The organism is Actinocrispum sp. NPDC049592 (genome assembly GCF_040675465.1).
Lineage (GTDB): Bacteria > Actinomycetota > Actinomycetes > Mycobacteriales > Pseudonocardiaceae > Kibdelosporangium.
This window is the reverse complement of sequence record NZ_JBFAPA010000004.1, coordinates 61567-87207: the sequence shown is the minus strand read 5'-3', so window position 1 is coordinate 87207 and position 25641 is coordinate 61567. Positions and strand designations below refer to the sequence as shown.

The following is a 25641-nucleotide window of genomic DNA, read 5'->3' as shown; positions in this document are numbered from 1 at the left end:
AATGACCTCCCGACCGCACGCCAGCCTCGGCCGGATCCTCGACGACCTGGGCAGCACCCTGCTCGACCTGGTCCACGGCGATCCGGCCCGGCCGGGCGACATCGGCGGCGTGGCCATCCACGACCCGCTGGAGGAGCCCGTCCTGGCCCCGCACGCCATCGTGCTGGGCGTCGGGGTCAGCTCACCGGTGGAGCTGCTGGGTTCGCTGGGTCGTTCGGGCGCCGCTGCCCTGGTGCTGCGCGCGCCCGTACAGCGGTCCGCCGAGCTGGCCGCGGCCTCTGATGAGTCCGGCGTGGCGGTGTTGGCGCTGGCCAGGGGAGCTTCGTGGACCCAGCTGGCCGCGTTGCTGCGCTCGATGCTGGCCGAGGGCGACATCGGCGACGCGCAGCCGGAGACCTTGGGCGGACTGCCGTCCGGTGATCTTTTCGCCGTGGCCAACGCGGTCGCCGCGCTGATCGACGCGCCACTGACCATTGAGGACCGCAGCTCGCGCGTGCTGGCGTTCTCCGGCCGCCAGGACGAGGCTGACCCGTCCCGGGTCGAGACCATCCTCGGCCGCCAGGTGCCCGAGCGCTACACCCGGCTGCTGACCGACCGGGGCGTGTTCCGTGAGCTGTACACCAGCGACGACCCGGTCTACATCGACCCGCCGGACGCCGACTTCGACGACTTCCTGATCCCCCGGGTGGCCGTCCGGGTCCGCGCGGGCGACGAGTTCCTCGGTTCGATCTGGGCCGCGGTGCCGGGCCGGCTCACTCCCGAACGGGCACAGGCCTTGCGTGAGGGCGCCAAGCTGGTCGCCTTGCACCTGCTGCGGATCCGGGCGGGCGCGGACGTTGAGCGCAGGTTGCGCGGCGATCTGCTGGCCACGGCGCTGGAAGGCGGCACCGGAGCCCGGGAGGCATTGTCCCGCTTGGGCTTGACTGGCCTGCCGGTCGTCGTGCTCGCGCTCGCCACTGTCCACTCGGGACATACTGCGGACGCTGCCGTGCTGAGCGAACGGCAACGGCTGACCGACGGCCTGGCCATGCACCTGAGCGCCATCCACCCGCGCTGCGCGGTCGCTCTGGTCGGCGATGTCGCCTATGGCCTGCTGCCGGTGTCGCGGGCTGGCGAGGACCAGGGCATCCGGGTGGCCACCGACTTCCTCGACCGGGTCGGCAACCGAGTGCCCGCGTTCATCGGCGTCGGGCCGGTCGCCACGGATGTCGCCGGGCTGGCCGCGGCCCGCGCCAACGCCGACCGCGCGGTCCAGGTCCTGCGGGCGGGCACGGCCGGTGACCGCCGGGTCGCCCGGCTGGCTGACGTGTACGTCGACGCGCTCGTGCTGGAGTTGCGTGATCTCGTTGCGGCCCAAGGCGGACAGCTCACCGGACCGGTCGCGCTGCTGGCCGAGTACGACGCCAAGCACAGCACGAACCTCGTCGAGACCCTACGAGCCTGGCTGGACGCGTTCGGCGACGTCATCGCCGCCTCGGCCGCCGTTCACGTGCACCCCAACACGTTCCGGTACCGGCTGCGGCGGCTGACCGAGATCGGCGGCCTCGACCTCGCGGACCCCGACGCCCGGTTCGCCGCGATGCTCCAGCTCCGCGTGTTCCCCGGCCACTGACGAAGGTGGCCCCTGCAAGCAAGGGCCACCTTCGCTTGTGTTTACAGGTCGAGCGTCCAGCTGTCGATGCGGCCGCTGTCGATGGCCGCCTTGTCGGACGCACGGAGGGTCCAGGTGCCGTTGGTGGCCTCACTGGACAGGTTGACGGTGAAGGTCTGGTCGATGTTGTCGGCGCTGCCGCCGGCGCGGTTCCACAGGTTGTAGACCGAGCCGTCCGGCGCGATCAGGTCGACCACCAGGTCACCGACGTAGGTGTGCACGATGTGCACCTCGACGGTCGAGGACGCGCTGGCGTTGCCGGTGCAGCCGGAGATCGCGATCGGGCTGGAGCCGGTCCCCTGGTCGGGGATGGCCACGTCGGTCCCGTTGGTCGCCGCGGGGCACGGGCCGGGCGGCGGAGTGGTGCCGGAACCGGTGAACAGCAACAGGTTCGGTGAGCCGGTACCCGGGTTGGTGATCTTGTTGGGGGTGGCGTTGGCCTTCATCGTGCTCTGCACCTGCGCCGGGGTCAGCGTGGGCGTGGCGGACAGGAGCAAGGCGGCGGCGCCGACCACGTGCGGAGTGGCCATCGAGGTGCCGCTGATGGAGTTGGTCGCGGTGTCGTTGGTGTTCCACGACGAGGTGATGTTCACGCCGGGCGCGAAGATGTCGGTGCAGGCGCCGATGTTGGAGAACGAGGCGCGCGCGTCGTTGATGTCCGACGCGTTCACCGTGATCGCCTCGGCGACGCGGGCCGGGGTGAAGTTGCACGCGTCGGCGCCGTTGGAGTTGCCGGACGCGATGCCGTACACGACACCGTCGGCGATCGAGTTGCGCACCGCGGTCTCGGTGGCGGCGTCGGAACCCTGAGCGCCCAGGCTCATGTTGGCCACCGCGGGCGCACCCGCGGCGTGCTGCGCGGTCACGTAGTCGATGCCTTGGGCCACACCGGCGAACGAGCCGGAACCGGCACAGTTGAGGACCTTGACCGCGACCAGGCGCACGTTCTTGGCCAGGCCGTACTGCGAACCGCCGATGGTGCCGGCGACGTGGGTGCCATGCCCGTTGCAGTCGGTGTTGTTGCCGTCCCCGGTGGTGTTGGTGCCCCACGTGGCGCGGCCGCCGAACGTCGAGTGCGTCGTGCGGATGCCGGTGTCGATCACGTAGGCGGTCACGCCGGTGCCGTCGGAGGTGTAGGAGTACTTGCTGTCCAGCGGCAGGTTCCGTTGGTCGACCCGGTCAAGACCCCATGACGGCGGGTTGTTCTGGTCGGTGAGGATGTGCACCGCCCGGTTCTGCTGGACGTAGGCCACCGACGGGTCCGCGGCCAGGCGCTTGGCCTGTGCCTCGGTCATCGTGGCGTTGTAACCGCGCAGCGCCGCCTTGTAGGTGTAGGTGGCGTTCCCACCGTACTTCGCCGTGGTGCTCTGCACCTGGCTGTCCATGCTCTGGACGGACACCGTGTCCTTGAAGACCACGATGTAGCTGCCATTGATCGCGTCCGCCGAACCGGCGTACAGCACCTGGCCCTCGGCCGCGCTCGCGGGCGACGCACCCATGGCCACTGTGATCGCCGCCGCCGCGGCTAAACCGAGTCCGGCGAGCCGCCGGTGGATGTCCCGGATCTCAACCATTGCAGGGTCTCCTTATGCAGGGCAGCACACAGCCGCCAGCCCTCGAAGGCGGCCCGCGTGCCGATGGAGAGGAAAGTGGTGTTTGTCCGAACATCAACAGAGTCACCCGAAAGGCCCGGTTACACAAGGGGTACAGCCGGGTTCCCACCGTTACCATTGAACAGTTACTCATACCCTCACGGGCAGGGCGCGAACAGTTTCCGGGTGCCGGGACTGTTGTAGGCGGTGGCGTCGGTGAACCGGCAACCGTAGGTGGGCGAGGCGACCTGGGCCGGGTCGTTGACCACATCACCGGCCGGACGGGTCCCGTGGTCGACCCAGCCGACCAGGTCGTGCCACGCCGTCCCGGCCTCGACCGGGGAGAACTCGCAGTGGTTCACCGTCCGAATCGCCCGCTGCACCAACGACTTCGTGCGACCGTTGCGCGCAACGTCGTTCCGGTACTCCTGTTCCATGGCGAACGGCACGAACAGATCGCCCAGGCCGTGCAGGGACAGCACGGGAGCCGTTGGCCTGCCTGCGATCCGCGGCACCTCGGTGAGCGTGGGGGTCAGCCGGCTGAACCAGTCGCGCGGGGCGATCCGGCGCACCTTCCGGTTCAGGTCGACCGGTGAGTTCGGCTGGTAGCGGGTGAAGAGGTTGGTGGCCACCCGGCCAGGGTCGAGCGAGAGCGGGGCTCCCTCGGGCACCGGGGTGCCGAGGTTGAACAGGAAGTCCTTCCAGAACGCGAAAGCCGGTGTGGCGCCCGGGCGAGGTCCGCCGGAGAGGTTGGTGACCACCGCGCGGAACTGGGCGCCGTTCGGGGTGACCGTGTCCGGGCCGCCGGGCACCAGATGGGTCAGGCCGAGCGTGTCCTGGATGCGTGGGACGACCGTGGTCAGGTAGTCCGGCGGCAGCGGGTAGGCGTCGATGCCCGCGAGCGTCTGGGCGGTCAGCTGGTAGCTGGTGAAGAAGTCGAACAGTTCCTGGTCGCCCAGCACGCCGCACATCGGCAGGGCACCGTCGTAGAAGCCGGGGTACTGCTCCAGCGAGCGCCCGATGATGTGGCCGCCCATGGACACGCCCGCGATCAGGACCTGCTTCGGCCGGGCGACCAGCTGGGCGAACCGCTGCGCGAGGTCGTGCGTGGTCGTGACTCCGGCGCGCACGTCGTACCCGTTGGCGTAGTAGGAGGACGCGGCCCATGCGTAGCCGTCGTTGAGCATCTGCCTGCGCAGGCCGAAATTCGGCGGGTCGACGGTGAGCACTGTGCCCGTGCCGCGATAACCGTGCGCCCACATGGCCAGCCGGCCGTTCCACTTGGCGGGCACCTCGATGGTGTACGCGGCGTGCCGGTGGATGCCTTGCAGGACCCTTGTCGGCTTGCCGTCGATGACCTCAGGGGGCAATGGCGGGTTGTTGACCGTGTAGCCAGGCAATGGCCGGTTGTCCGGGACCGTCCCGGCCCACGAGGGCGCGGCGCCGAAGAACAGGACCACCACCAGCACGACCAGCCGTGTGCGCATTCCCCATTTCACCGCTCATCGGGACCTTCGGACCACCCCCGAACGGCTGTCTCCCTGCGCGCCTTACCAAAGGTCATTTATCGGCGGGTCTTGACTTTACCAATGGTCAGGAGGATGGTTCACCCATCTGATTCGTCTAGACCAATCGGAGCTCCCGCGGTACAGGATCCCGAGGAGACCTCTATGCCCTGCAGACTTCAGATCACGGCCGCGGCGCTGACCGCCCTGGCCACGGTCGCCGCCGCGGCGATCGCCATCACCGGCGGCGCCTCCACCGCGAACGCCGCCTCGGACTGTGGCGTGCTGTTCGACGACTTCCGCTACACATCCCCTGCCGATCCGGCGTTCAGCAGCGCCAAATGGACCACCCGCAACGATGTCGGCAGCCCGGGCGTGCCCGGCGCACGCTGGCTGACGAGCAACATCACGTTCCCCACGGTCAACGGGGAACGCGTCGCACAGCTGTCCGCCAGCACCGACGGCACCGCGAACGGCACCACCCACGCGGAGCTGTTCCAGAACGAACTGCGGTTCCGGGAAGGCACCTACGCCAGCCGGGTCCGGTTCACCGACGCGCCGGCCAGCGGCACGGACGGCGACCACGTCAACGAAACCTACTTCACCATCTCCCCGTTGCGGTACGACCGAGACCCGCTCTACAGCGAGCTCGACTTCTCCGAGTACCTGCCCAACGGCGGGTGGGGCGGCCCGCAGGCCAACTACCAAACCAGTTGGTACACCTACTGGAACAACCCGGCCTGGGACGGCCTGCGCACGTCGACCTCGCAGAACCGCAGCATGGACGGCTGGCACAACCTGGTCACCCAGGTCGCCGGCCAGCACGTGCGCTACTACATCGACGGTGTCCTGACGGCGGACCACACCACCGACGCGCAGGGCAACCCGGTGTACCCGCGCACCGCCATGTCGATCAACTACAACATGTGGTTCATCGACACCGCAGGGCATTCCGGCGGCAACAGTGTCTACACCGAACAGGTCGACTGGACCTACTACGCGGGCAACCAGGTCGTCTCGCCCGCCGACGCCGTCGCCCGCGCCGCGCAGTACCGGACGGCCGGAACGTCCCATGTGGACACTGTGAACGGCTGCACCACCCCGCCCACCGACCCGCCGACGACCCCGCCCACCAACCCGCCCGCGGACTGCTCGACCGCGCCGGAATGGGACTGGGGCACGGTGTACCTGGAAGGCCAGCGGGTGAAGCACAACGCCCACCTGTGGCAGGCCAACTGGTGGACCCAGGGTTCCGAACCCGGTCCCACCGCGCAATGGCGTGACCTCGGGCACTGCTAGTCACTTGATCACGGCCTGCGAGCTCGTGGGCGGGCTCGCAGGCCGGCCCGGAAGTCCCACTGACCGGCGGGGTGGCCCCTGCGCCGCCAGGCCGCCCCGCCACCTTCGCGAAGGAGCCCGGTCGCCGATGCTCATCCCCTACCCGGCCAGCCTCACGCCCGGCAGCGGCTACTTCACCGTGCCCCCGACGTTGCGCATCTCCGCGGATTCCGGTGCGGGGCGGGCGGCGAAGCTGCTGATCGACTACCTGGACCGGCCCGCGTCGTTCCACAGTGGACCGAGCATCCGGCTCGAGCTGACCGGCGAGCACGATCTGGGGCCGGAGGGCTACTCGCTGACGATCACGCCGGACGAGCTGCGGCTGGTCGCGGGCGCGGAAGCCGGTCTGCTGCACGGTGTCCAGACCGTGCGCCAGCTTCTGCCGCTGGACGGCTCCGCGGTTCTGCCGTGCCTTCGGATCCAGGACACGCCCCGGCTGCCCTGGCGCGGGGTGCTGCTCGACGTGGCCCGCCACTTCATGCCACTGGAGTTCCTGTACGAGTTCGTCGATCTGTTGGCGCTGCACAAGTACAACGTGCTGCACCTGCACCTCACCGACGACCAGGGCTGGCGGATCGAGATCGACGGCTGGCCTCGGCTGACCGAGGTGGGCGCGTGGCGGACCGAGTCGATGGTCGGTCCCGCGGGCAGCACGGTGTTCAACGGCGAACCCCACGGCGGCTTTTACACGCAACGCGAACTGACCGGGCTCGTCGAGTTCGCCGCCGCCCGCGGGGTGCGGATCGTGCCGGAGATCGACCTGCCCGGGCACGTCCGCGCCGCGCTGGCCGCGTACCCCGAACTGGGCAACCGGCCGGACACTCCGATTCCAGTGTGGACGGAGTGGGGTGTCAGCCCGGACATCCTTGGTGTGCATGACAAGGCGTTCGAGTTCTGCCGGGATGTGCTGGGCCAGACCGCCGCGGTGTTCCCGTCCCAGCATCTGCACATCGGTGGCGACGAATGTCCTACCGTGCAATGGGAAACCAGTCCAGTCGCGCAGGCCCGCGCGGCTTCCCTTGGGCTGGGAACAACTGCGGAACTCCGGGGCTGGTTCCTCGGCGAACTGCACAAGACGCTGGAGGAGCTCGGGCGGCGGGCGGTGTGCTGGGACGAGACCGGCCACTCCCCCGGTTCGCTGCCCGCGGGGATGACGTTGACCGCGTGGCGGGACGCGGTCCATGGCGCGCTCGCTGTGGACCGCGGCCACCAGGTCATCATGGCCCCACACACCTCGACGTATTTTGATTACCCCGAAGGCGACACCGGTGACCAGCCGCCGCGTGAGCTGATCACCACGTTGCAGGACGTCCACCGGTTCGATCCGCTCGCGGGCGGTCTGCCGATCGCGTCGCCGGACGGGACGCAGGCTGGGGTGCTCGGCACGCAGGCGCAGCTGTGGACCGAGCACGCGCCGACGCCGGACCACGTGCGGCATCTGGCGTTCCCGCGGTTGTGCGCGCTGGCCGAGACGGCGTGGTCGCCGACGTCCCGCGGCTATGCTGACTTCGTGCAGCGCCTGCCCGGACACCTCCAACGGCTGCGAGCGCTGGGCGCCCTGCCTCGGCAGCGCGTCCGGTTCGCGCCCAGGAACACGGTGCCGTGACCGCGGCCGAGGAGGTTCCCGACCGGCCGCAGACCGCCAAGCGTGACCGCGTCCGCCGGCACCTGCTGAGCGTGATCGAGAACGCCGGGCCGGGCACCGGGCTGGCCTCCGAACGGGACCTCGCGGTCGAGCTGGGCGTGTCCCGGCCGACCGTGCGGGCCGCGATCGAGGAGCTGACCCGCTCCGGCCTGCTGGTGCGGCAACGCGGCCGCGGCACGTTCACCAGCCCGCACAAGGTCACCCAGGAACTCACCGCCACCAACACCACCCTGGGCGTCCCGCCCGCCGAGGGCCACTGGACCAGCCAGGTCGTCGAGTTCGCCACCACCCCCGCGAGCCCCGCCCGGGCGGCCCGCCTCGAACTCGAGCCCGGCACGCCGATCCTGCGCATCACCCGGGTCCGCCACGTCGACGACGAGCCGATCGCCATCGAGTCCCTCCAGCTCCCGGCCGGTCTGGTTCCCGGTCTCGCGCCGGAGGACATGGAGACCGGCAGCTTCTACCGGCTGCTGCGGGAACGCTTCGGTATCACCGTGTCCGACGCCATCCAGACCCTCGAACCCGCCGTCACCAACCCCGCCCAGGCCGAACTCCTGGACGTCGCGGTCTACGCCCCGATCCTCCAGATCGAACGCCTCACCCGCGACATCCACGGCCGCGTCGTCGAGCTCACCAGCTCCGTCTACCGCGGCGACCGCTACCGGATCACCTCCCACCTGCACTTCGACGCCGACTCGGGCTGATCTTCCGCACAGTCCGCAGAGGACATATCCGGCTCGTCGTGTGAGACTGCACCTCGTACGTCTGGGGATGGGGTGGAGTCATGAAGCTTGTCGTCGTGGTGTTCGACGGGGTGCCGATGAGCATCCTGTCGTTCGCTTTCGGGGTGTTCGACATGGCCGTGCAGCACGGGGAGCTGCCGGGGCTGGAGGTGCGGGTCGTCGGGGGTGAGCCCGACGCCGAGCTGACGGGCGGCGGGCTGGCCTGCCCGGTGCCCTACGACCTGGCGGCGATCAGGGGTGCGGACCTGGTGATCGTGCCGAACTGGCGGGCGGTCGGTGAGAACCCGCCCGAGCCGGTGCTGGAGGCGTTGCGGGCCGCGCACGCGAGGGGTGCGCGGGTGGCGGGGTTGTGCAGCGGGGTGTTCGTGCTGGCCGCGGCGGGTCTGCTGGACGACCGCCCGGCGACGACGCACTGGGCGATGGCCGGTTACCTGGCGCGGCTGCATCCCAAGGTGAAGGTCGACGAGTCGGTGCTCTACGTCGACGACGGTGACGTGCTCACCGCGGGTGGCGGTGCGGCCGGGATGGATCTCGGTCTGCACCTGATCCGCACGATGTGCGGCGCGGAGGTGGCGAACCGGCTGGCCAAAGGCATGGTCGTGGCGCCGCAGCGGCCCGGCGGCCAGGCCCAGTACATCGAGTCGCCGATGCCCGACCTCAAGGATGGCGACCCGGTCGCCGAGACGATGACCTGGGCGCTGACCCAGCTCGACAACACGCTGCCGGTCGACACGCTGGCTCAGCGGGCGCACATGAGCAGGCGCAACTACGACCGGCGGTTCCGCGAGATCACCGGCGCCGCGCCCGGCACCTGGCTGACCCACCAGCGGGTGATCCGGGCCCAGCAGCTGCTCGAAGCCACTGAAATGCCGGTCGACGAGATCGCCCGGCACTGTGGGTTCTCCTCGGCCGCCGCGCTGCGCCCGCATTTCCGCAGGCTGCTCGGGGTGGCGCCGGCCGCCTACCGGGAGACGTTCGGTTCGTCCGGAAACCGTCCCTCGTTGGCGAGATCACCACTCACGCACGCGCCCGCGCGAGCAGCAGGATGATGTTCATGGATCGACGCAGCCTTTTCTCCCTGGGTATCGCCACCGCCACGCTCGCCGCGACCGGCGAGGCCGCCCACGCCGAACCCGCCGACCTGGCCCGCTCGTTGCCCGGCGGCTTCACCAACGGCTATGCCCAGGTCAACGGCGTGCGGCTGCACTACGTCACCGGCGGCCGGGGCGAGCCGCTGGTCCTGCTGCCCGGCTGGCCGCAGACCTGGTGGGAGTTCCGCAAGATCATGCCGGCGCTGGCCGCGAAGTACCGGGTGATCGCGGTCGACCTGCGCGGCATGGGCGGGTCGGGCAAGCCGCAGGGTGGCTACGACAAGAAGACCATGGCTAGGGACATCTACGAGCTGATCCGGTCGCTCGGGTACCCGCGGGCGCACATCGCCGGGCACGACATCGGCGCCATGGTCGCGTTCAGCTTCGCCGCCAACCACCCCGACGCCACCCGCACGGTGACCTTGATGGACGTCGCCCACCCCGACGAGAGCCTGTTCCAGATCCCGCTGCTGCCCAACCCCGCGCCGCCGGTGCACGTGTGGTGGTTCGCGTTCAACCAGCTGCGCGGCCTGCCGGAGCAGGTGCTCGCCGGGCGGTTCCGCCCGATGGTCGACTGGCTGATGGACAACCTGCTGATCACCAAGTCCGGTGTCACCGACTACGACCGCGACCTCTACGCCCGCGCCTACTCGCAGCCGGACGCCATCCGCGCGGGTAACGCCTGGTACCAGGCCTTCTACCAGGACATCGAGGACCGCAAGGGTTATGGGCCGGTGGCCGCGCCGATGCTCGGCCTGGGCTCGGAGTTCAACTACGACTACCTGGCCTACCTCCTGCCGGCCTCCGGCACCGACGTCCGGGTGCAGAAGATCGCCGGATCGGGCCACTTCCTCGCCGAGGAACAGCCGAAAGCCGTGACCGACGCGCTGACCGCGTTCCTCACCGGACGCTGATCGGCCGTTCGTCGGCGAACGCCGCCGCACCGCTCAGACGTGAGTCGGGCTGGTGATGAACGTCGTGATGTAGTCGGACAACGCGCGGGACGCGGGATGGTCGGCGCGTAGGTCCGCCTGCTGTTTGAGGGGGCGCAGCCGGTCCTTGGTCCGCACCGACCGCAGGGTTTCGCCCGCGCTCACCGCCTGGCTGCCGATGGCGCACCCCTGGTCCGCCTCGCCCGCCACCAGATGGCACGTGGCCAAGGCGATCAGGCAGAACGACCGGCTGCGGGCCATGTCCGGTCCGTAGCCGCGCATCGCCTCGGTGAGGGCGGGGATGGCCTCGCGCGTGTGACGGCTGTTCGCGGTCAACGCCAGTTCGGTGAGTACCGTCCCTGCCGTCGCCACCAGGTCCGTCTCGGTGAAGAACCTTGCCCAGTCGGGTGATGGGCCGGTTCCGGCGGCGGCGAACTCGGTTTTGGCCCGGTCGAGGAGCTTGAGGGTGAGCTCCTCGTCGCCTTTCTTGGCGTACGCCCACGCCTGGTTCACGTAGAGAATGCTGGCGGCCAGGCGCGAACCCGACCGCGCCGCGGCCAGTTGCCCGCGCTGGAAGTGCGACAACGCCTCGTCCAGGGCGCCGTAGTGCAGGTTCACGCGGCCTTGGCGGTAGTGGATGTTGGCGACGAGGTCGTCGTTGCCGCCCTGGTCGGCCAAGTCGAGGGCGACGTCGAAGTGGTGGTGCGCCGCACCCATGTGTCCACTGTCGAAACAGACCCACCCGGCCAGGTTGTGCAGGTCCGCGACGGCGACGAACAGCCGTTGCCGCACCGGGTCCGTGGCGTGCATGCGGAGCATCTCGTGGCCCCAGTGCACCCGGACGACCACCGCGTCCCGGCACATCCCGCCGCCACACTGGTAGTCGACCTTGCGCAGGGCTCTGGTCTGCAGTTCCAGCTGTTCGATCTCGCTCGTGCCGAGCCGGTCGAGCGATCCAGGACGGAAACCGGTGAACTCGGGATCGACCATGGTCCACCACCCTTGTGACGGAACGGATGAACGGCCGCGGGAGGAGAGTACCCACCCGTACACGTATCAAGTCGAGTGTTTGTACGGGTGCCACGGGGGTACCACCGCGCGGACCCTGGGCAGGTCGAAGGGGTCCTATGGTGCGACGAACTGCTGCACGGGCTCACCTCCGGGTGATCTCGTCGGACTGTCCCGCCCCGATGGGCGGCGGTGGCGGTGGCGGCGCGCGCGACCGGTACGGCGATCTGGCCGACCGGCATCTGGCCGCGATCCTGGCCGCCGAGGACACCGCCGAGAGGCACGGTTTCAACCCGCACGTACGCAGTACCTGCGCGCTGCACCGGTGCTGGATCCACGAGTGCATCTCCGATCCGGCGCACGTGCTGCCCGAGACCGGGCATCGCTGGTGCGAGGACTGCGAGTCACCCGTCGACGTCGTTGTGTCACCGGGATTCGTCCGCCTGCGCTGCGCCGGGTGCGGCACCGAGCCCGACTCCGCGGCGAACCGGGAGGTCCTGCACGCCTGCCGGACGAGCCTCGCCGCGGTCCGCGCCGGCCGGCCCAGGTCGGTGTATCCCATGCCGGATGCGTGACGAGGTTGAGAGCATCTTTACTCACATTGGCGGATCCCCGTTGCTCCCTCCGAGGGATGGCGATCTACCCACATTGACCCGCTGCGTCGACAGCACCAAGGTTTTACCCGTGGTTACCGCCGTCGCAGGGTTCCGGCTGGGCAACCTGCCCGCCGACACAACCACTTTCGTCGGGCGCAAGCACGACGTGGCCGAGGTCAAGCGCCTGCTGTCCAAGGCGCGGATGGTGACCCTGACCGGGCCGGGCGGGGTCGGCAAGACCCGGCTGGCCCTGCACACCGGCAGCCAGCTGCGCCGCGCGTTCGCCGACGGGGTGTGGCTGGTCGAACTCGCGGGCCTGCAGAACGGCGCGCTCGTGGCGCACACCATGCTCGAGTCGCTGGGCGTGCACGACGAGACCGGCCGCAGCCAGACCGAGGTGCTCACCGAGTACCTGCGTGACCGGCAGGCGCTGGTCATCCTGGACAACTGCGAGCACCTCGCGGAGGCGTCCGCGTCGCTGGCCGAGACCTTGCTGCGCGCCGCGCCCGGGCTGCGGCTGCTCGCCACGAGCAGGCAGCGGCTTGGCCTGCCCGGCGAGCACCTCTGGCTGGTGTCGCCGCTGCCGTTACCCGATCCGCAGCAGCCCATGGCGTCCGGGGCGTGGCTGCAGTACCCGGCGTTGGCGTTGTTCGAGGAGCGCGCGGCCGCGGTGCATCCGGCGTTCGCGGTGACCAACGAGACGCAGGCGAAGGTGGCCGAGGTGTGTCACCTGCTGGGTGGCATCCCGTTGGCGATCGAGCTGGCCGCGGTGCAGATGCGGGTGCTGACGCTGGACCACCTGCTGTCCGAGCTGACCGACTGCTACCGGCTGCCGGGGATGCGAACGCGGGGCGGACTGCCCCGCCATCAGACATTACGGGCGGCGGTCGAGTGGAGCTACCAGCTGTGCGAACCGGCCCAGCGCAGCCTCTGGGCCCGGGCCTCGGTGTTCGCCGGCAGCTTCGACCTGGCCGCGGCCCGGCAGGTCTGCGCCGGTGACGACATCGACGCCGACGGGATCCTGACCCATCTCGCCGAGCTGGTCGACCAGTCGGTGCTGATCTGTGAGCAGGACGGGAACGCGACGCGGTTCAGGTTGCTGGAACCGTTGCGGCAGTACGGCCGGGACCAGCTGCGTGCGCTCGGCACGGAGACCGAGATCCGCCGCCGGCACCGGGACTACTACCTCGGTTTCGCTTCGAGTTGCGAGGAGGACTGGTTCGGGCCGCGGCAGGTGGAGATCTCGGTGCGGACGCGGCTGGAGCACGCGAACCTCCGGTCGGCGCTGACGTTCTGCCTGGAGTCACCGGCGGAGATGACCGCGGGGCTGCGGCTGGCCTCGACGTTGTGGTTCTACTGGGCGGGCTGCGGGGTGCTCAGCGAGGGACGGCACTGGCTCGACCGCGCGCTGGCCGGCGTTCCGCAACCGAGCGCTTGCCGGGCGAAAGCGTTGTGGATCAACGGTTACGTGGCCACGCTGCAGGGAGATCTGCGGGCGGCGACCGCGATGCTGGAGGAGTGCCGGGCCTATGCCCGTTCGGCGCGTGACGACATCGCGCTGGCCTACGCCACCCACCGGCTCGGCTGCAACGCCCTGGTCGGCGACGACATCGCACACGCGAAGTCGTTGTTCGAGGAGGCGCGGGCGGCCTACCGCCGCTTGGGTGAGCTGAACAGCAACGTGATGCTGGCCGGGATCGAGCTGGCGGTCGCGAACGTGTTCCTCGGTGACCTCGACTCCGCGGCCGCGCTCTGCGCAGAGGCGCGCGAGATCGGCTGGTCGAGCGGTGAGCAGTGGGCGTACGCGTACGCGATCTACGCGTTGGCGCTGGTCGCGCTGAGCCGCGGTGATCTCGACGAGGCGGCCGAGCTGGGCCGTGACTGCCTGCAGATCAGCCAGGAGTTCCACGACCTGCTGGGCATCGTGCTGGCCATCGAGCTGCTGGCGTGGGCCGAGGCTGCGCAGGAACGGTGGGAGCGGGCGGCCACGATGCTCGGTGCGGCGCAACGCATCTGGCCGTCGGTCGGCTACCCGATGTTCGGTTCGCGCTACTTCGGCGCGCCCCACGGCGACTGCGCGGCCCGCACCCGCGAGGCCCTCGGGCCCCTGTTCGAGACCGCGATCGGCCACGGCTGCGGCCTCACCCTCGACGAGGCCATCGCCTACAGCCTCGGCCCGGCCAAACCCGCCACCGCACCCAGCGCCGGCGGCAGGACCCTGCCGTCCTCGCTGACCGAACGGGAACAGCAGGTCGCCGACCTGATCGCGGACGGCCTGTCCAACCGCGCGATCGCCGAGAAACTCGTGATCTCGCCGCGCACCGCCGAGGGCCACGTCAACCAGATCCTCCGCAAGCTCGGCTTCGCCCGCCGCACCCAGATCGCCACCTGGGTCGCCCAGACCTCCGGACCCTGACCATGTCCACAAACGGATGGTCACCCACCGCCCCGACTTCCACTGGCTCGAGCCGCCTCGGTTTGACGGCCTCATGACGGTCGCCGATGTCCTCCCCGCCGACCACACGAAACTGGCCTGGGCCTGGGCCGCGGACGTCTGGCAAGCCTGGTGCCCACACCACCCCACCATCCGCACGTGGAACGCACAGACCCCGCCAGACCGCACGTGAGGCGCCCAGTGGACGACGCGACCCCGATCCTGCTGGCCGAGTACACGGCGCTGCGGAGCGAGGCCGAGCGTCGCGCGACGATCCAGTGGAACATCGTCGCCCTGCAGATCGCGGCGGCCGGGGCGATCACCAGCTTTTCGATAGCAGCGGCCAACGTGGGCCTGCTGCTCATCGTGCCGCTGATGTCGTACATGCTGGGCAAGCGCTACATCCTGCACGACACCCACATCAAGCTGATCTGGCGTTATGTCCGCGATTCGCTGAGCGCGCGGCTGGACCGGCAGTTGCAGTGGGAGGCGTGGCGGGACAGGGAACTGGCGTCGGCCGTCGCCCGGCGTCGATGGTTCACCGCCACGGGCTGGAACGTGTTGCACCCGACCAGGCTGGCCTTCCAGGGCGTCGCCACCCTGGCCTTGGCCGGGGCGTTGGCGGCGGGCATCTTCATGTGGATCACCCGGTCGCCTTCGTGGTACGTCATCGCCGGGTACGCGCTGGGCTGGCTGATCGACGCCCTGGCCACGGCGTACCTGCATCGATCATTCCACCGCGCCGGGTGAGCGGCAGCCTTCGTGTTGTCCATACAATGAACGAAAGGTGAACACGCGGGAGAGCGATGTGGACAGCCGGGATGCGCGACCGATGAGCGTCGCGAAGCTGGCGATGGATCCCGCGTGGGAGGTCACGGTGCTGACCGGTGGCCGGTGGAGCGTGGCCGAGCGCGCCTTCGAGCATGGTGGGAGCCGGTGGGTGATCGGCCTGACCCCGGTGTCGAAGCTGGTCGCCTTGATCGTGTGGCGGGACGACGAGGTGGTCGCGCACGCTCGGGGTTCGGAGGCGAAGATGTGCACGGCCGCGCTGGAGTGGACCCAGAACGTCCTTTCCAACGACCGAGGTAGTATGTCTACTTAGGACTTAGACCAACCCGGCCTGGTGGGCCAGGAGGCCCGCTTGGGTGCGGTTGGCGCACTGGAGTTTCGCGAGGATCTGGGAGATGTAGTTCTTCACCGTGCCTTCGCTCAGGTGCAGCCGGGCGGCGATCTGGGCATTGGACAGGCCGGCGCCGAGGCAGGCGAGGATGTCGGTCTCCCGCGCGGTCAGCTGGGTGAGCATCGTGGTGCGTGCGGTGTGGCGGGTGGTGGCGGCCGCGACCAGGCGGCGGGACGCGGATGGCGACAGCACGGTGTGCCCGTCGGCGGCGACCCGGACCAGCCCGATCAGGTCCCTCGGCGGCGTGGACTTCAGCAGGAACCCGGCCGCTCCGGCGCTCAGCGCCCGCAGAATGTGGTCGTCGGTGTCGAACGTGGTCAGGGCGACGACCACCGGCGGCCGGTCCAGCGACCGGATCCGTGGAATCGCAGCGAGGCCGTCGACACCGGGCATCCGCAGGTCCATCAGCACGACGTCGGGGCGGTGCCGGAGCACGGACTCGACCGCGGCCGCGCCGTCGTAGGCCTCGTCGACCACCTCGATGTCGTCGGCGAACGCGAACACCTCGCGCAGGTGCGCGCACACCATGGGGTCGTCGTCGACGATGACGGTCCTGATCATGACACCGGCAGGGTCGCCGCGACGCGGAACCCGCTGTCGGCCGGGCCGGCGCGCAGCGTGCCACCGAGCATTTCCACGCGCAGACGCAAGTTGTGCAGCCCCACACCGGATCCAGTGGCTACCAGCGCGGGATCGGCAGCACGGCCCGGACGGGTGTTGTCGACCGTGAGGTGCACGCCATCGTCGCCGTACCGGACCTGAACGTGCGCCGAGGCGCCGGGAGCGTGCTTGCGGATGTTGGTCAGCGCCTCCTGGACGATCCGGTGCGCGGTGCGGCGGATCACCGGTGAGATCGCTTCCGGGTCACCCTGCTCGACCAGTTCGGTGCTGATACCCGCGGCGGTCGACTCCGCGACCAGTGGGGCGAGTCCGGGCGCGGGCGCCCATTCCCGGGCAGGCGTGCCCCCGCCGGGCAGGACGTACAGCAGCTCCCGGAGTTCCTCTAGCGCCTGGCAACCGGTCACACGCAGCTCCTCGGCCGCGGCGCGAGTTGCCTGATCGCTGGCCGACATGTGCAGGACACCGGCCCGCAGGATGATCACGGTGATCCGGTGCGTGATGGTGTCGTGCAGGTCCGCGGCCAGCAGGGCTCGTTGGTCGGCCAAAGCCTGCGCGACGAGTCGCCGACGCGCGGACACATACAACGCCACCAGCGCGGGAACCACCGTGAGCAGCAACGCCTGAGTGATCGCCGCGCCGGACGGTTCCCAGGGCCGCCCCGCCAGAATCGCGAGCAGCGCGACCGGCACCCACGCGGAACGCTGGGTGCCGAACGCGAAAGCGCTGTAGGCGGCCAAAGGAGTCGTCGCCAACGGCACCCACGGCGTCAAATCGGTCCGCACCAACGTGCCTGGCGCGACCAGTTCCGCCACTGTCATGGCCACCGCGGTCACGGCGACAAGCCAGCCAACCAGCAGCGGCACGCGCCGACGGAACGGCAGCAGCGCAAGCGTGGCACATTCCACGGCGATACCGGCAGCGCTGTAGGCCGCGTTCTTCGGCGGCCCCAGTACCGAAACCACGATCAGCGCGACGGCCACGACCATCGCCAGCGCATCGAACTTGGTGTCGCGTCGGGTCACCCATTCCACGGTACGCAGCCGGTCGCCTCACCGGACCTGAAGAAAGTCATGTCCGGTCATGACTTCCCGGACTGCCGCCACCCGGACCGTTCGGCGTGGAATCGAACCCACACCGACGAAAGGGCCATGCCATGACCGGATCGACGCGCCGCCACCTCCTCCGTCTCGGCGCGGTAGCGGCCGCCTTGCCCCTCGCCACCGAAAGCACCACATCCGCGTCGCCCGGCGACATTCACAACGTGCGCAAGTACGGGGCACGCGGAGACGGCACCACCATCGACTCCCCCGCGATCAACCGCGCCATCGACGCGGCCGCAGCCGGTGGCACCGTGTACTTCCCGGCCGGAACGTACGCCAGCTACACCATCCGGCTGAGGAGCAACATCACGCTCTACCTGGACCAGGGCGCCACCCTCCTCGCCGCCCCTCCCGGCGGTTACGACCCGCCAGGTCCTGGCGCGGGCAACACCCTGCAGGACTTCGGTCACAGCCACTGGCGGGCCAGCCTGATCTGGGGCGAGAACCTGACGAACATCTCGATCCTCGGCCCCGGCCGGATCGACGGCCGCGGACTGGTCCCGCGGATGGAGGCCACCAGCCCGCCGGGCACGGGTGACAAGGCGATCGCGCTCAAACTCTGCCGTGGCGTCACGATCCGGGACGTGACGACTGTCGCAGGTGGACACATCGCGATCCTGGCGACCGGTGTCGACACCCTGACGATCCACAACGTCACCATCGACACCATCCGGGACGGCATCAACATCGACAGTTGCCGCAACGTGCACATCTCCCAGACCACGGTCAACGCGTTCAACGACGACGCGATCGCGCTCAAAAGCACCTACGCGCTGGGGTTCGCGCGCGCCACCGAGAACGTCACGATCTCCGACTGCGTGGTCAGCGGCTACGACACCGGAACCCTGGCCGCAGGCATCTTCCAGCGCGACAATCCATCCACATGGGACGGTGACGGCCCGTTCGGCCGGGTCAAGTTCGGCACGGAGTCGCACGGCGGGTTCAAGAACATCGCCATCACCAACGTGATCTTCGACCGTTGCCGCGGCATCGCACTGGAAACCGTCGACGGCGGCACGCTCGAAGACGTCACGATCGCCAACATCCTCATGCGGGACATCACCAGCGCCCCGATCTTCCTGCGCCTGGGCGCCAGAACAAGCGGGGCGACAGGCACCCTGCGACGGGTCACCATCAGCGACGTCATCGCTCACAACGCCGACCCCCGCTACGCCTCCACCATCGCCGGGATCCCCGGCCACGCGATCGAGGACATCCGCCTGCACAACATCCGGATCACCTACCGCGGCGGCCTGTCCCTGACCGACGCGGCCCGCCAGCCCCCGGAGCTGATCAACAAGTTCTTCGCCCTCGCCGGCGCCCGCGAGCCCTACGACGTCCCTGAGCGCCCGGAAGCCGCACCCGAACCCGCGATGTTCGGTGTCTTGCCCGCGTACGGCTTCTACATCCGCCACGCCAAGGACATCCAGCTGGACAACGTCGAAGTCCGTTTCACCACAACGGACCTACGCCCCGCCTTCGTCCTGGACGACGTCACCGACACCACATTCCACCGCTGCCGAGCCCACAAAGCCCCGCACACTCCCACCTTCATCCTCCGCGACACCACCGACTTCACCACCCTGCACACCCATCCTGTCGCAGACACCCACATCGACCACACTGTCCACAAAGAACTGTGACTCCGCGGTGGCCTATGAGGCAGCGTCGAGGGAGACCGCTCGAACGGCGTTGCGGCCCGACCGTTTGGCCGCATAGAGCGCGGCGTCGGCGCGGGCCATCAGCTCGCTGGTGGTAGTGGCGTCGACGTGGAGTGCGGCGACGCCGATGCTCACGGTGAGCGTGGCCGGCAGCCGGGTGGAGTTGGTCTCGACGGCTTGGCGGATTTTCTCGGCACGGCGGACGCCGTCGGCGAGGGCGCAGTCCGGGAGGGCGACGGCGAACTCTTCGCCGCCGATGCGGGCCAGGAGGTCGGTTTGGCGGGTTTGTTCGCGCAGGACGCTGGCCACGAAGGCCAATGCGGTGTCGCCCGCCGCGTGTCCGTGGGTGTCGTTGAGTTGTTTGAAGAGATCGAGGTCGATCATCAACAGGCACATGGGGGCGCCGCGCTCGATCTGGCGGGCGACGGTGGCAGCCAGTCCGTCATCCCATGACCGGCGGTTTGGTAGATCCGTGAGTTTGTCGGTGCGGGCCTCACGCGCGGCGAGGGAAACGGCGCGGTTCACTTGCCGGCGCAGGCTTGCGGTGACCGCGAGGGCGACGACCGACGTGCCGATCATGTACACGGATGGGGTGATTCCGCTCATGCCACGGATCCAGATCGCGGTCGGCGTGTAGATCACCGCGATCAGCACGACGTTGAACAACGCGTTGCGCCACGACAGGAAGTACGCGGTGAACAGCACCGGCCACAGGTAGAGCAGCTCGCTGCCGTCCGCGCTGGTCCTGGTGAGCAGCGACGACATGGCGATCAGCGCGATGCCCAGCGGGCCGATCGCGCAGACGAACCAGTGCGGGATCCGCTGCGCGTTCAGCACGCTGAACAACCCGATGACCACCGCGGCGCCCGCCGCGAACGCCGTCGGCGTCGTGTTCCCGTGGACGAACCCCGGGACGGCGGCGCACAACAGCAACGCCAGCCCGCCACCGATGACAAGCAACAGACCGCCGATACGCGCGGCGGTGGGTTGCCTGTCCTGGGATCCGAACATCCTCGACAGCTTAGCCACCGTGATCTCGGCGGACAGCCACGCCGCGACGGAAAGTGTTATCCGCGTGACGTTCCAATCTTGAACGGGCCATACTGCCGCGATGCGTCACGTGCCGTACCCCAAGATCCCCGTCACCGATCCGGGTGGTGCCGGAGGTCCGTGGGTGGCCACCGAGAAGATCCACGGCGCCCAGCTCGTGATCGCTTACGACGGCCGGGATGTGCTGGTGGGCAAGCGCAAAGCGTGGCTGCGGGACGACGAACCGTTCTTCGGCTGGCAACTGTTGCGCGGCGCTCTGGAGCTGGCCGCGAAATCCGCCAGGGCCAGCGGATGTGCCGCAGTGCGGATCTACGGCGAACTGTACGGCGGCCACTATCCGCACCCCGGCGTCACGCCGGTTCCGGGCGTCACCGCGGTGCAGACCGGGATCTGGTACAGCCCGGACATCCGCTTCGCCCTGTTCGACATGCTCACTCACGAGGACCCCGACGACCCCGGCGTCTACCAGCCGTACGAACACGTCGCCGCCATCGCCGCCGAGGCCGGTCTGGACGTCGTCCCGTTGCTGGCCAAGGGCTCGAAATCGGCGCTGGACGGCGTGCCGGTCCGATTCACCAGCCGCATACCGGACGTCCTCGGTCTGCCCGCGTTGCCGGACAACCTGGCCGAGGGCATCGTCCTGCGCCCCGACACCCCGCTCGCCATGGGCCAACGCCCGATCGTCAAGGCGAAGATCGCCGAGTTCGACGAGCAGCGGTTCGACCAGAGCCGCGCCTGGGACCCACACGTCCGCCTCCCCCTGGCCGACCTGCATCGGATCGCCCAAGCCCTGGTCAATCCGGCTCGACTGGCCGGCGCACGGTCGAAAGTCGGCCTGGTTTTCGAAGAACTCCTCGATGAGGTGACGCTTGATGTCATGGTGGACCTGTCGCAGGCGTATCCGACGGCGATGGCCGCGCTTGGCGAACGGGACGAAGCCGCGCTCGAAGCCTTGATCCGGAGCACCGCAACAATGTTGAGCTAGATCCGCGGCAGGCCGACCACCGCTTCCGACCGGGCACAGGCCGAGATCCGGGCCCGGAGATCGGCGGTATCGCCGTTTCTCACCACCGGCAGGGAAACGGTGTCACCGCCGAGGGCCGCCCGCACCACCTGCGCCACCCGCCGCGGCTCCGGCACGAGGTCGTCCTCGATGCGCGCCAGGACCACGGGTGGTTCGCCCGGTTCATGCTCGAGGGCGACGACCCAGCCGGCGCGTTCGTCCCACAGCACCATGACGTCCCGGTCCGGGTGGCTGACGGCGCGCTCACGCACGGCCACGTAGGCGGTCGACGGTTCCGCGACCTCACCCCACGCGGCCGCCGCCTCCACGCCCAACTCCGCCGCCACCGCGTGCACATACGAACGCAGACCCGCGTCGAACCTCATCACCACTCCGGCCCGTCGTACCGGCTGGACACGGTGTCGCGGCCGTTGACCCAGGAGTCGAAGGCCACGATCAGCAGGGCCAGCACGCCCGCGGCGATCCCGAAGCCGGCCGCTCCGGTCAGTGCCAGCGTCACCGCCACCCCGGTTGTTTGCGGTCGTGTTACGTCAGTGCACGCCGCTCATCAGCTTGCGGATGAACGGGCTGACCACCGCGAGGATCACGCCGAACAGCACCGCGGTGCCGCCGACGATGGCGAAGTACGGCGCTTCGTTGTCCACGTTGTAGTACTTCGCCAGCGAGCCGGCCATGGCCGTTCCCAGTGCGATGGACAGGAAGTTGAGCGCCACCATCTGGGTGCGGAACGCCTCGGGAGCGAGCTTTGTGGACAGTGACAGGCCGACCGGCGAGAGCAGCAGCTCCGCGATGGTGAACAGCAGCAGGATCAACACCAGCATCAGCAACGGCGTGGTGTTGCCGGAGCTGCCGCTCATCGGCAGGAAAGTCAGGAACGCCAAGCCCATCACGATGGTGCCGAGCGCGAACTTGATCGGCGTCGACGGCTGCCGCGGCCCGAGCTTGGTCCAGATCGCCGCGAACACCCCGGCGAGCACGATCACGAAGATCGGGTTGATCGAGTTCACCCAGGAGACCGGCATCTCCCAGCCGAACAGGGAGCGGTCCAGGCGCTGGTCGGAGTAGATGGTCACCACGGTGAACTGCTGCTGGAACAACGAGAAGAACACGAAGCTGGCCAGGAACATCGGGATGAAGCTGAACACCCGCCTGCGTTCCACCGCGGTGATCCGCCTGCTACTGAGGATCACGACGAAGTACGCGACCGCGGCCACGATGATCACCACGACCGTGATGTCCGCGAGGTTGGCCGCGGAGACCACCCCGGTCAGCACCAGAGTCACCACCAGGGCGACGACCACGAGCACGATCCCGGCCACCAGTGGCCGTTTGCCCGCCGGCAACGGGTTGGGCACGGCGTTCGCCTCGGGCGGCAGATGGCGGCGGCCGAACGAGTACTGGGTCAGACCGGCCGCCATCCCGATCGCGGCCAGGCCGAAACCGTAGTGGAAGCCGAGTTCCTCCTGAGCCAGACCGGTGAGCAGCGGGCCGATGAACGCGCCGAGGTTGACTCCGAGGTAGAACAGCGAGAAACCGGCGTCCCGGCGTTCGTCGTCCGGCGCGTACAGCGAACCCACGATCGAGGTCGCGTTCGCCTTCAACCCACCACTCCCCAACGCCACCGCACCCAGACCAACGCCCACCCCAGCGAACCCAGGCAGCAACGCCAGCGACACGTGACCGAACATGATCAGGATCGCGCTGTAGAACAACACCCGCTCGGACCCGGCCAACCGGTCGGCGATCCACGCGCCCACAATCGTCGACAGATACACGAGCCCGCCATACGCGCCGACGATGCTCGTCGCGGTCGCCTCCGGCAGCGCGAGCCCACCGTCCGCGACCGAGTAGTACAGGTAGATCGTCAGGATCCCCTGCATGCCGTAGAAGGAAAAGCGCTCCCACATCTCCACGCCGAACAGATGCGCCAGCGCACGTGGATGCCCGAAGAACCCCTTCTGCTCCCGTTCACGCTGTGCCGCTGGAACGCTCATCCTCGTCACCGCCCCTGGTCAGATGACAGACGCGTACGCGGATACCCACCAACCCCCGCCGGTAACCACCCAGCCGGGCGGCTGGGCAATATTTGCCCAATGCAATAGTTGCTCCGCGCATGACCGGCGAAGTCGCCAGGACGCCCGGCTGGCATCCCCTCGCATGTCCGCCCCAGACCATTGTGGACGCCTAGCATCAAAGTCCACATACCGCAACCGGCGGTGCGGTTGTGTGTCTGAGGGATGGGGTAGAACTACGCTATGGCCCCCGCGTTGCCTGCTCCCGAGGCGATCGATGATGTCGACGCCGTCACCGACGCTGTGCTCACGGCGTCCCGGCTGCTGGTGGCCGTCTCGGCGCGGTCGATCGCGGCGGTCGACGACACCATCACCATCCCGCAGTTCCGTCTCCTTGTGGTGCTGGGCAACGAGGGCCCGCTCAAGCTGACCGCGATCGCCGAGTCGCTGGGGGTCAACCCGTCGACGGCCACCCGGATGGTGGACCGGCTGGTCATCGCGGGGCTGATCGATCGCGAGCCGAACCCGGCGTCACGGCGTGAGCTTGTCGTGCGGCTGAGCCGGAAGGGACGCGCGGTGGTCGGCAACGTCACCAAGCGACGGCGGGCGCAGATCGCGGAGATTGTCGGCCAGATGTCGCCGACTTCGCGGCGGGGGTTGGTGCGGGCGTTGTCGGCGTTCGCGGCGGCGGGTGGGGAGGCGCCGGTGTCAGCGGGGTGGCTCTGAGCGAAGTCGTCGGGACACATCCGACGCGGGCAGTTCAGCGCCGTGCGGATGTCCACCCGTCCGGTGACCGCGTGGGTCGCCGCTTTCGGCCGCGGATGACCACGGTTAGGCCGTCGGTCAGCCGGGTAATCAGGACCCGAACACACGTTCGCCTGACGGAGTGAGGTCATGACGCAACCCAACCCGGAGAAGGACCCCGAGGACTGGACCACCGGCGACGAGCCGATGACCGGGCCCCAGGAGTCCTATCTGCACACTCTCGCCCAGGAAGCCGGTGTCCAGGTCCCGGACGCCCTGACCAAGGCCGAGGCCTCCCAGCTGATCGACCAGCTCCAGGAGAAGACCGGGCGGGGCACGAGTTAGCCCTCCACAGTGGACCGTCTACTGTGCCCGGACCGCGTCGCCGACCGCCTGGCCGAGGATCTCCAGGCCCAACGCGAGTTCGTCCTCGGTGGCGGTCAGCGGCGGCGCGATCCGGAACACCCCGCCCATCCCGGGTAGCTGCACGATGTTCATGTGCAGGCCGAGTTCGAGGCAGCGGCGGGTGATCCGCGCGCCGAGCTCGTCGGCGTCGCCCGTGTCGCTGGTCAGTTCGACGCCGACGAGCAGGCCGCGGCCGCGGATGTCGCCGACGACCGGATGCCGTTCGCCGATGGACGCCAGGCCTTGCCGGAGCAACTCCCCCAGTTTCGCGGCACGTTCGTCGAGCCGGTCCCTCGTCAGCACGTCCAGCACGGTGTTGCCGACGGCGGCGACCAGCGGGTCGGAGACGTGGGTGGTGAAGAACAGGTAGCCGCGGTCGTGGGCTTCCTGCTCGATCTCCGGGCTGGTGATCACGGCGGCGAGCGGCAGGCCGGCGCCGAGGGTCTTGGACAGGGTGAGGATGTCCGGGACGATGCCGTCGCGTTCGAAGGCGTACCAGGTGCCGGTCCGGCAGAGCCCGGTCTGGGCCTCGTCGAGGATCAGCAGCATGCCTCGTTCGCGGCATTTCTCCTGCAGCGCGGCGAAGTAGCCCAGCGGCGGTTCCAGGACGCCGCCGGAGCTGAGGATCGGCTCGACGATGCACGCGGCCAGGCTGCCGACCGACTGGGCGTCGATCAGGTCGAACGCGAAGTCCAGCTGCTGCCGCCAGTCGAGGTCGCCGTCGGCGGTGGTGAAGTCGGGGCGGTAGGTGTTGGGCGCCGGGATGGCGAAGTTGCCCGGCGCCGCGGGCCCGTAACCCTTGCGGCCCGCGCTGTAGGTGGCGCCGGCCGCGGCCTGGGTCATGCCGTGCCAGGACCGCGCGAACGACACGATCTCGTGCTTGCCGGTGACGAGTTTGGCCATCCGCAGGGCGGCCTCGTTCGACTCGGCGCCGGTGGTCAGCAACTGCACCTTCTCCAGCGGCGCGGGCAGGGTCCCGGCCAGCCGCCGGGCGAGGTCGACCACCGGGCGGCTGATCATGCCGCTGAACAGGTGGTCCAGCGTCGCGACCTGGCGCTGCACGGTGGCCACGATCTCCGGGTGCGAGTGCCCGAGGATCGCGCTCATCTGGCCGGAGGTGAAGTCGAGGATCCGGCGGCCGTCCTCGGTGACCAGAAAGCTGCCGTTCGCGCCGGCGATGATCTCGGGGGTGAACGCGCCGGGGCCCGCGTAGCGGATCAGGTGCCGGTCGACGTCGGTCCAGAAGCCCATGTCACGACGCTAAGGCCGGGCCGTGTGCCGCGTCCATCTCACAATTCCGGCTTCGTTG

Annotated in this window: 25 protein-coding genes; 15 read left to right on the top strand and 10 right to left on the bottom strand. The window is 69.3% G+C overall.

The features are described 5' to 3' along the window. The first annotated feature begins 1 nt into the window (after position 1). Positions 2–1612, top strand: coding sequence for a helix-turn-helix domain-containing protein (locus AB0J95_RS12695; RefSeq protein ID WP_364756410.1), 1611 nt, complete (start codon positions 2–4; stop codon positions 1610–1612). Between the two features lie 41 nt (positions 1613–1653). Here AB0J95_RS12695 and AB0J95_RS12690 read toward each other — a convergent pair whose 3' ends face one another. Further along, positions 1654–3225, bottom strand: coding sequence for a S8 family serine peptidase (locus AB0J95_RS12690; protein WP_364756408.1), 1572 nt, complete (start codon positions 3223–3225; stop codon positions 1654–1656). A 176-nt stretch (positions 3226–3401) separates the two neighbouring features. Further along, positions 3402–4730: a hypothetical protein gene (locus AB0J95_RS12685; protein WP_364756405.1), complete on the bottom strand. Its 1329-nt coding sequence runs from the start codon at positions 4728–4730 to the stop codon at positions 3402–3404. Positions 4731–4913: 183 nt separating this feature from the next. Here AB0J95_RS12685 and AB0J95_RS12680 point away from each other — a divergent pair, with 183 nt between their 5' ends. The 5 genes from AB0J95_RS12680 to AB0J95_RS12660 all read left to right on the top strand — a co-directional run bounded on the left by AB0J95_RS12680 (position 4914) and on the right by AB0J95_RS12660 (position 10479). Next, positions 4914–6047, top strand: a complete 1134-nt coding sequence (locus AB0J95_RS12680) for a carbohydrate-binding protein (protein ID WP_364756403.1) — start codon at positions 4914–4916, stop codon at positions 6045–6047. A gap of 127 nt (positions 6048–6174) precedes the next feature. Further along, entirely contained in the window at positions 6175–7692 is a 1518-nt protein-coding gene (locus tag AB0J95_RS12675; RefSeq protein WP_364756401.1) for a beta-N-acetylhexosaminidase, read from the top strand. Then, entirely contained in the window at positions 7689–8435 is a 747-nt protein-coding gene (locus AB0J95_RS12670; protein WP_364756400.1) for a GntR family transcriptional regulator, read from the top strand. Before AB0J95_RS12675 ends, AB0J95_RS12670 begins: the two co-directional genes overlap by 4 nt. Positions 8436–8515: 80 nt before the next feature. Continuing rightward, positions 8516–9523 (top strand): helix-turn-helix domain-containing protein, encoded by a 1008-nt coding sequence (locus AB0J95_RS12665; RefSeq protein ID WP_364756398.1) that lies wholly within the window; start codon positions 8516–8518, stop codon positions 9521–9523. A gap of 5 nt (positions 9524–9528) precedes the next feature. Then, a complete protein-coding gene (locus AB0J95_RS12660) occupies positions 9529–10479 on the top strand; it encodes an alpha/beta hydrolase (protein WP_364756395.1) in 951 nt (316 codons plus the stop codon). A 33-nt stretch (positions 10480–10512) separates the two neighbouring features. Here AB0J95_RS12660 and AB0J95_RS12655 read toward each other — a convergent pair whose 3' ends face one another. Then, positions 10513–11487, bottom strand: coding sequence for a hypothetical protein (locus tag AB0J95_RS12655; protein WP_364756393.1), 975 nt, complete (start codon positions 11485–11487; stop codon positions 10513–10515). 137 nt (positions 11488–11624) lie between these two features. Between AB0J95_RS12655 and AB0J95_RS12650 the strand changes: the two genes are divergently transcribed. The 5 genes from AB0J95_RS12650 to AB0J95_RS12630 all read left to right on the top strand — a co-directional run bounded on the left by AB0J95_RS12650 (position 11625) and on the right by AB0J95_RS12630 (position 15637). Next, the gene (locus tag AB0J95_RS12650) at positions 11625–12080 is read left to right on the top strand and encodes a hypothetical protein (protein ID WP_364756390.1); all 456 of its coding nucleotides are present in this window, start codon (positions 11625–11627) and stop codon (positions 12078–12080) included. A gap of 109 nt (positions 12081–12189) precedes the next feature. After that, entirely contained in the window at positions 12190–14517 is a 2328-nt protein-coding gene (locus AB0J95_RS12645) for a LuxR C-terminal-related transcriptional regulator (protein ID WP_364756388.1), read from the top strand. 16 nt (positions 14518–14533) lie between these two features. After that, entirely contained in the window at positions 14534–14728 is a 195-nt protein-coding gene (locus AB0J95_RS12640) for a DUF5946 family protein (protein ID WP_364756385.1), read from the top strand. Between the two features lie 8 nt (positions 14729–14736). Beyond that, complete coding sequence (locus AB0J95_RS12635) at positions 14737–15285, top strand: hypothetical protein (RefSeq protein ID WP_364756383.1); 549 nt, start codon at positions 14737–14739, stop codon at positions 15283–15285. Positions 15286–15322: 37 nt separating this feature from the next. Continuing rightward, complete coding sequence (locus AB0J95_RS12630; RefSeq protein WP_364756380.1) at positions 15323–15637, top strand: hypothetical protein; 315 nt, start codon at positions 15323–15325, stop codon at positions 15635–15637. Between the two features lie 3 nt (positions 15638–15640). On the opposite strand, the gene AB0J95_RS12625 is transcribed toward AB0J95_RS12630, so the two are convergent. Both AB0J95_RS12625 and AB0J95_RS12620 read right to left on the bottom strand, forming a co-directional pair. Beyond that, positions 15641–16276, bottom strand: coding sequence for a response regulator transcription factor (locus AB0J95_RS12625; protein WP_364756378.1), 636 nt, complete (start codon positions 16274–16276; stop codon positions 15641–15643). After that, entirely contained in the window at positions 16273–17358 is a 1086-nt protein-coding gene (locus tag AB0J95_RS12620) for a histidine kinase (protein ID WP_364756375.1), read from the bottom strand. The genes AB0J95_RS12625 and AB0J95_RS12620 overlap by 4 nt, the downstream gene beginning before the upstream one ends. Before the next feature lie 131 nt (positions 17359–17489). Between AB0J95_RS12620 and AB0J95_RS12615 the strand changes: the two genes are divergently transcribed. Then, positions 17490–19079, top strand: a complete 1590-nt coding sequence (locus tag AB0J95_RS12615; RefSeq protein ID WP_364756372.1) for a glycosyl hydrolase family 28-related protein — start codon at positions 17490–17492, stop codon at positions 19077–19079. A 12-nt stretch (positions 19080–19091) separates the two neighbouring features. On the opposite strand, the gene AB0J95_RS12610 is transcribed toward AB0J95_RS12615, so the two are convergent. Next, on the bottom strand, positions 19092–20108 hold the full coding sequence (locus AB0J95_RS12610) for a GGDEF domain-containing protein (protein WP_364756369.1): 1017 nt from the start codon (positions 20106–20108) through the stop codon (positions 19092–19094). A 100-nt stretch (positions 20109–20208) separates the two neighbouring features. Between AB0J95_RS12610 and AB0J95_RS12605 the strand changes: the two genes are divergently transcribed. Beyond that, positions 20209–21132 carry an RNA ligase family protein gene (locus tag AB0J95_RS12605; RefSeq protein ID WP_364756366.1) on the top strand — a complete coding sequence of 308 codons (924 nt, stop codon included), beginning with the start codon at positions 20209–20211 and terminating at the stop codon, positions 21130–21132. On the opposite strand, the gene AB0J95_RS12600 is transcribed toward AB0J95_RS12605, so the two are convergent. The 3 genes from AB0J95_RS12600 to AB0J95_RS12590 are packed head-to-tail and all read right to left on the bottom strand — an operon-like array spanning position 21129 to position 23165. After that, entirely contained in the window at positions 21129–21536 is a 408-nt protein-coding gene (locus AB0J95_RS12600) for a DUF6292 family protein (RefSeq protein ID WP_364756363.1), read from the bottom strand. The genes AB0J95_RS12605 and AB0J95_RS12600 overlap by 4 nt on opposite strands. Further along, a complete protein-coding gene (locus tag AB0J95_RS12595; protein WP_364756360.1) occupies positions 21536–21676 on the bottom strand; it encodes a hypothetical protein in 141 nt (46 codons plus the stop codon). Before AB0J95_RS12595 ends, AB0J95_RS12600 begins: the two co-directional genes overlap by 1 nt. Positions 21677–21701: 25 nt before the next feature. After that, complete coding sequence (locus AB0J95_RS12590) at positions 21702–23165, bottom strand: oligopeptide:H+ symporter (RefSeq protein ID WP_364756357.1); 1464 nt, start codon at positions 23163–23165, stop codon at positions 21702–21704. Positions 23166–23426: 261 nt separating this feature from the next. Between AB0J95_RS12590 and AB0J95_RS12585 the strand changes: the two genes are divergently transcribed. Further along, positions 23427–23909, top strand: a complete 483-nt coding sequence (locus AB0J95_RS12585) for a MarR family transcriptional regulator (RefSeq protein ID WP_364756354.1) — start codon at positions 23427–23429, stop codon at positions 23907–23909. Positions 23910–24077: 168 nt separating this feature from the next. After that, the gene (locus AB0J95_RS12580) at positions 24078–24272 is read left to right on the top strand and encodes a DUF3072 domain-containing protein (protein WP_364756351.1); all 195 of its coding nucleotides are present in this window, start codon (positions 24078–24080) and stop codon (positions 24270–24272) included. 18 nt (positions 24273–24290) lie between these two features. On the opposite strand, the gene AB0J95_RS12575 is transcribed toward AB0J95_RS12580, so the two are convergent. Beyond that, a complete protein-coding gene (locus AB0J95_RS12575) occupies positions 24291–25583 on the bottom strand; it encodes an aspartate aminotransferase family protein (protein WP_364756348.1) in 1293 nt (430 codons plus the stop codon). Positions 25584–25641 lie beyond the last annotated feature (58 nt).